The sequence below is a fragment of the Rhodoferax sp. genome (assembly GCF_023701345.1).
Taxonomy (GTDB): domain Bacteria; phylum Pseudomonadota; class Gammaproteobacteria; order Burkholderiales; family Burkholderiaceae_C; genus Rhodoferax.
Window position 1 is genome coordinate 1 of record NZ_JAMPXE010000164.1, and the last position, 5969, is coordinate 5969.

At 58.5% G+C, this 5969-nt stretch carries 6 protein-coding genes; all 6 read right to left on the reverse strand.

Going from position 1 to position 5969, the window contains the following annotated elements; all coding sequences use genetic code 11:
* On the reverse strand, window positions 1-545 hold a 545-nt coding region (locus tag NDI87_RS15925), incomplete at its 3' end, for a tetratricopeptide repeat protein (protein ID WP_296276454.1).
* The gene (gene hisS, locus NDI87_RS15930; RefSeq protein ID WP_296276458.1) at window positions 469-1755 is read right to left on the reverse strand and encodes a histidine--tRNA ligase; all 1287 of its coding nucleotides are present in this window, start codon (window positions 1753-1755) and stop codon (window positions 469-471) included. The genes hisS and NDI87_RS15925, both read right to left, overlap by 77 nt.
* A gap of 37 nt (window positions 1756-1792) precedes the next feature.
* Complete coding sequence (gene ispG / locus NDI87_RS15935) at window positions 1793-3064, reverse strand: flavodoxin-dependent (E)-4-hydroxy-3-methylbut-2-enyl-diphosphate synthase (protein ID WP_296276460.1); 1272 nt, start codon at window positions 3062-3064, stop codon at window positions 1793-1795.
* A complete protein-coding gene (locus NDI87_RS15940; RefSeq protein ID WP_296276455.1) occupies window positions 3064-3921 on the reverse strand; it encodes a helix-turn-helix domain-containing protein in 858 nt (285 codons plus the stop codon). The genes ispG and NDI87_RS15940 overlap by 1 nt, the downstream gene beginning before the upstream one ends.
* The gene (gene pilW / locus NDI87_RS15945; protein ID WP_296276456.1) at window positions 3914-4747 is read right to left on the reverse strand and encodes a type IV pilus biogenesis/stability protein PilW; all 834 of its coding nucleotides are present in this window, start codon (window positions 4745-4747) and stop codon (window positions 3914-3916) included. The genes NDI87_RS15940 and pilW overlap by 8 nt, the downstream gene beginning before the upstream one ends.
* Window positions 4744-5901, reverse strand: a complete 1158-nt coding sequence (rlmN, locus tag NDI87_RS15950) for a 23S rRNA (adenine(2503)-C(2))-methyltransferase RlmN (protein ID WP_296276457.1) — start codon at window positions 5899-5901, stop codon at window positions 4744-4746. The genes pilW and rlmN overlap by 4 nt, the downstream gene beginning before the upstream one ends.
* Window positions 5902-5969 lie beyond the last annotated feature (68 nt).

The window sequence follows — 5969 nt, forward strand, 5'->3', positions numbered from 1 at the left end:
AGCAACTTCAACGCCTCTTCGAAATTATTGGACTCCATTGAAATTGCGGCCAGGCGCAAGCGTGCCAGGGCCTGGTAGCCGGCGTCAGAAGACTGCTCAGCCACCCAGGCCAATGCCGCTTTTGCGGCATCAGGTTTCTCTAAAGTGATGTATTGCCTGGCCACCAGCAGGCCCGCTTGCTGGGCATAGGTCGTGCCCCCAAACTTGTCTTTCATGTCGCTGAAAACGCGGTCCATGCGCGCGGCATCCGACGCCAGCACAGCGCGATCCACTTCATCAAACAATGCCGCCGCCTGTTGCGCCTGGCTGCGTTGCCAGTAATTGTAAAAATTCCAGCTGGCAAATGCGCCCATGACAACGATGAGCAGCCAGGTGATGGCATTGCCGTATTGCTTCCAGAAATGCTTGATCTGGTCAAGCTGTTCTTGTTCTTCAAGGTCTAATTGATTTGCCATAGGAGGTATTTCGTTAAGCGGCTGATTGTAGGGTGGTGGCCCAGGTCGCCACATCGGCAAGTGAATGAAGTTGTTGCGCAGCACTGGCATCGCGCAGGGGCTTCACCGTGACCTGATGGGCCTTGATTTCGTCCTGGCCAAAAATCAGGGCAAAACGTGCGCCACTGGCATCTGCGCGCTTGAATTGGCTTTTCATGCTGCCCATGGCCTCGCCCGTGCTGGCGTGCATCTGCACACTGACGCCCGCAGCGCGCAAGGTCTGCAGCGTGGACAACACCAGCGGCAGGGCCTGAGCGTCGGTGACGATGGCATAAGCATCCAGTTGCGGCGCCACATCGGGCAAGCCTGCGCCCCGCGCCAGGGCCAGCACCCGGTCCACGCCGAGCGCCCAACCCACGGCGGGTGCCGGCTTGCCGCCGAGCTGCTCAAACAGATAGTCGTAACGCCCTCCCGCGCACACCGTGCCCTGCGAACCCAGACGGTCGGTGGTGAACTCAAACACGGTCAGGTTGTAATAATCCATGCCGCGCACCAGGCGCGGATTGATGCTGAAAGCCACCCCGTTCACTTGCAAAATGTCGGTCAATGTCCTGAAATGCGCCAGCGATTCAGCCCCCAGAAAGTCAAGCAACTTGGGCGCCGCTTCGACCAGTGCCTGCATTTGGGGGTTCTTGCTGTCAAGGATGCGCAGCGGGTTGCTGTACAAACGCCGCCGGGCGTCCTCATCGAGCAGTTCGGCGTGTTGCTCCAGATGGGAAATCAAGGCCTGGCGATGCTCCAGACGCTCATGCGCCTGGCCCAGGCTGTTGAGTTCCAGGCGCACATCGGTCAGTCCGATTTCCTGCCACAGGGCATGCGCCATCAGAATCAGTTCAGCATCGACCTCAGGCCCGGCAAAACCCAAAGCCTCGGCGCCGATCTGATCGAACTGACGGTAGCGGCCCTTTTGCGGACGTTCATGGCGAAACATCGGCCCCATGTAATAAAGACGTTTGCCGCCGTCATACAACAGGTTGTGCTCCAGCGCCGCACGCACCACGCCGGCCGTGGCTTCCGGGCGCAGCGTCAGCGGGTCGCCATTCAGGCGATCCTCAAAGCAGTACATTTCCTTCTCGACAATGTCCGTCACTTCTCCCAGCCCCCGGATGAACAAGGGCGTGCGCTCAACTATCGGGGTGCGAATATTGCGGTAGGCGTAACGTGCCATCAGGGCACGCACCTTGGCTTCGAGCCACTCGACAGCTGCCGAGTCTGGCGGCAAGACGTCGTTCATGCCTTTGACGGCGGTCAGTTTTTCAATTTTCTGTGTAGTGGGTTCGGTCATGACAATCTAGATATCAGGGCGTGGCGTTCGCTGGCGCACCGTAGCGCTTTTCGACATAGTTTTCAACAATCACCTGAAACTCCTGGGCTATTCGCTCACCGCGCAGGGTCATGCGTTTTTCGCCATCGATGAAGACCGGCGCGGCAGGCGCCTCACCGGTGCCAGGCAGGCTGATGCCAATGTCGGCCTGCTTGCTTTCGCCAGGGCCGTTCACAATGCAGCCCATCACGGCCACTTTCATCTTTTCAACGCCCGGGTATTTGCTGCGCCAGACCGGCATCTGGGCGCGCAGGAAAGCTTCAATTTGTTGCGTCAACTCCTGAAACGTGGTGCTGGTGGTGCGCCCGCAACCCGGGCAAGCCGTGACGCTGGGTACAAAAGAGCGCAACTCCAGCGACTGCAGGATTTCGGAGGCAATCACGACTTCCTGGGTGCGCGACTCCCCCGGCTGCGGCGTCAAGGAAACACGAATGGTGTCGCCAATGCCCTCTTGCAACAAAATCGATAGGGCTGCGGCCGATGCCACCGCCCCTTTGGTGCCCATGCCCGCTTCGGTCAGACCCAGGTGCAGGGCGTAGCTGCTGCGTCTGGCCAATTCGCGATAGACCGAAATGAGATCCTGCACGCCGCTGACTTTGCAGGACAGGATGATCTGGTCAGGGTTCAAGCCCAGATCAACGGCCTGTTGCGCCGAATCCAGCGCCGACGTGATGAGGGCTTCGTACATCACCGGCTTGGCGCCCCAGGGCGTGCTGCGACGGCTGTTTTGGTCCATCAAGTCCGCCAGCAACTCCTGATCCAGGCTGCCCCAATTAACGCCGATGCGAACGGCCTTGTTCCAGCGGATGGCTGCTTCGATCATCGCGCCAAACTGGCGGTCGTGCTTGTCACCCTTGCCCACGTTGCCGGGATTGATGCGGTACTTGGACAGGGCCTGGGCGCACTCCGGGTAATCGGTCAGCAGTCGGTGGCCGTTGTAATGGAAGTCACCGATCAAGGGCACATCAATGCCCATGCGATCGAGTTGTTCGCGAATCGGCGCCACAGCCTGTGCCGCTTCAGGCGTATTGACGGTCAGGCGCACCATTTCCGAACCCGCCAAGGCCAGCTCCTTGACCTGGATCGCCGTGCCAATCACATCCACGGTGTCGGTGTTGGTCATGGACTGCACCCGCACTGGTGCGTCGCCACCAACAGTCACACAACGATCGCCCCAGACAATACGTGCCTGACGTGAGCGACGCTGTGCTGCACCGGCCATGGCAATGGGCTGTTCTTCTTGCATCATTTCACCTCAAATCGAGCCACATTGGCTTTGGTCATAGCAGTCACATCAAGACGCTGCCCGCGAACGCTCACATCAACGGCATCCGCGCGCCCCAGCACCACCGACAAGGGCAATGGTCCCTTCAAACGGACCTGCTCACCTGCCTCCAGTATCTTGCGCAATTGCAGTACCCCCTGGGCATCTGTGATCTCTACCCAGGAAGCGCCACGGGATTGCAACATCAGGATGGTGGGAGCTTCATTTGTGGCGGCATTTGGTTGCCCGACCGGCATCGTCGCGGTCTGTGACACGGGCAAAAGAGCAACTTGCGGGGCCGAAGCGGGGTTTGCGACAGGATCGGTTACCGGTTCGATTCGCAGCATGTCGGGAACTGCCGGCGCCTGCTCGGTGGCCACTTCTGCCAGTTTGCTTTCAGGCAACAGAAAAAGCACCAAAATCCCCAACAACAGCAGCGCCACCGCCAAACCCAAAGGAGTGGCCAACCGGTTTTTGTGCTGAAGACCAAAGTCAACTCCAGCTGTTTTGAACGTTGTATTCAATCCCGCTACATCGGTCTTGAACCGGGGGAGTTCAGAATGAGGCAAAGCCGCCATGATCGGTGCCGAATCGATCTTCAGCACGCGGCACACACTGGCTGCCAGGGCCCGTGTAAAAACCAGATCGGACAAGACTTCATGGCGATCGGCTTCCAGTGCTTCTAGCTTGAACACAGGCACTTTCAGCGTCACGGCCAAAGCGTCAATATGAAGCCCTTGTGCCTCGCGCGCAGTTTTTAGTAAAGCACCTGCCGTGGCTGTATTGAACACAGCATCAGCGGCTTGCTGAGGTTGATCCATCGGGTATTTTTCACTCATCAAATGCGCCGCGTCGGTAGGCGGAAGCTTCTTTGGACTGCGGGAAACGTTTTTCCAGCTGGGTTGCCAATTGCAGCATGGCGACACGATCAGCCATTTGTTGTTCAACCTTGATACCCAACCAAAGCGACTCCGCATTGGACCATTGGCTATTGTTGAGGCGGCGAATATAAAACTGTGCGCGTGCGAAATCAGTGTTTTGAAACAGCAGGTTCGCCAGGTTGTAGCCGGTGACGGGATTCGCGGCATCGTACTCGTAGGATTTGAGCAGGCTCTGTTCTGCGTCCCGGCGTAGTCCGGCCCTGATCTGGCACAGGCCTTGAGCCATGTAGGTTTTGGCGCGCTCACCGTAGTTGGGATTGGACAAAGCCAGCGAAAAATCAGCCAGGGCTTCAGGGTAGCGTGCCTGCTGGCACCTCAGCCAGCCCAGATTGTGCAAAATATTGGGGTCGCGGGGCTGCACCGCGAGCGCTTTCAAAAAACTGTCCTGGGCCAGCGCCAATTCGTTGAGGCGCATGTAAATCAAACCGCGCAAGCTGTAGGCATCGGCAAAGTCAGGGTCGGCCACCAAAGCCAGCTTGACTTCATCCAGTGCAATCGTGGTCTTGCCCTGCTCCAGGTAACCCATGGCCAGTTCGACCCGGATGCGCGCTCTCTTGCGCGCACTGGTTTCATCCGAATCGGTAACCAGGTCCGGACGACTGGCGCCAGCCTGACCTGAATTCGGCGCAGTGCCACAGCCCGTCAAAATGGCAGCGCCGAGCAGCGCCATGAGCGACCACAGCGCCCAGCAGCCAGGCTTCCCGAAAATACGGACATCCTTCATACGCTTGATCCTTCGACCTGGGCACCCGAGGTTTCAGGGGCTGGCGCACGCAAGCTTCTGTTGCGCTCCATGCGCACCATCACCCTGGTCCGATCCTTGACGTCACCGGCCAGTTGGCCACAGGCCGCATCGATGTCGTCTCCGCGGGTTTTGCGAATGGTGGTGGTGATGCCTGCGTCATTCAGAATTTTGGCAAAGGCCTGCACGCGCTCCGGCCTGGAACGCAACAGGCCGGAGGCCGGGAAAGGGTTAAACGGTATCAGGTTGAGCTTGCACCAAGCACCCGGGTGGGCGTGGATACGCTCCACCAACTGGCGGGCACAGGCGTCGGAATCATTGACGCCATCGAGCATGCAGTACTCGAGCGTGATGAAATCACGCGGCGCATAAGCCAGATAGCGATGGCATGCAGCCATCAATTGCGCCAACGGGTATTTCAGGTTCAGCGGTACCAAGGTGTCACGTAGCGCATCGTTGGGCGCATGCAAGGACACCGCGAGCGCCACCGGACAGTCTTGCGCGAGCCGGTCGATCATCGGCACAATCCCCGAAGTCGACACCGTCACCCGGCGCCTGGACAAGCCGTAAGCGTGGTCATCGAGCATCACGCGCAGGGCAGGAACCAATGCGTTGTAGTTCTGCAAGGGTTCACCCATGCCCATCATCACCACGTTGGAAATCACGCGCTCATCACGTTTGAGGTGCTGGCGTAAAAAATGTTCTGCAAACCAGAGCTGGGCAACGATTTCACCGGTGGTGAGATTGCGACTGAAACCCTGGTGGCCGGTAGAACAAAACCGGCAGCCGACGGCGCAACCGGCCTGGGATGACACACACAGGGTGCCACGATCGGATTCAGGGATAAACACGGCCTCGACAGCGTTGCCATCGCCCACATCGAAGAGCCATTTGATGGTGCCGTCTGCCGACATGTGCTGCGAGACCACGGGCATCGCCTTGATGCATGCGACACCCTTGAGTTTTTCACGCAGCGACTTGGCCAGATCACTCATGTCATCAAACTGACTGGCCCCTTTTTGGTGTATCCAGCGAAACAGTTGGACGGCGCGAAAACGCTTTTCCCCCAACCGCTCGCAAAAGACGGTCAAGCCTTCAAGATCGAAATCAAGCAGATTAACCGTCATGCCTGTCATTAACGCGAGTAAACGTTCATGCCTGCGAAGAAAAACGCGATTTCCACAGCGGCCGTTTCAGCTGCATC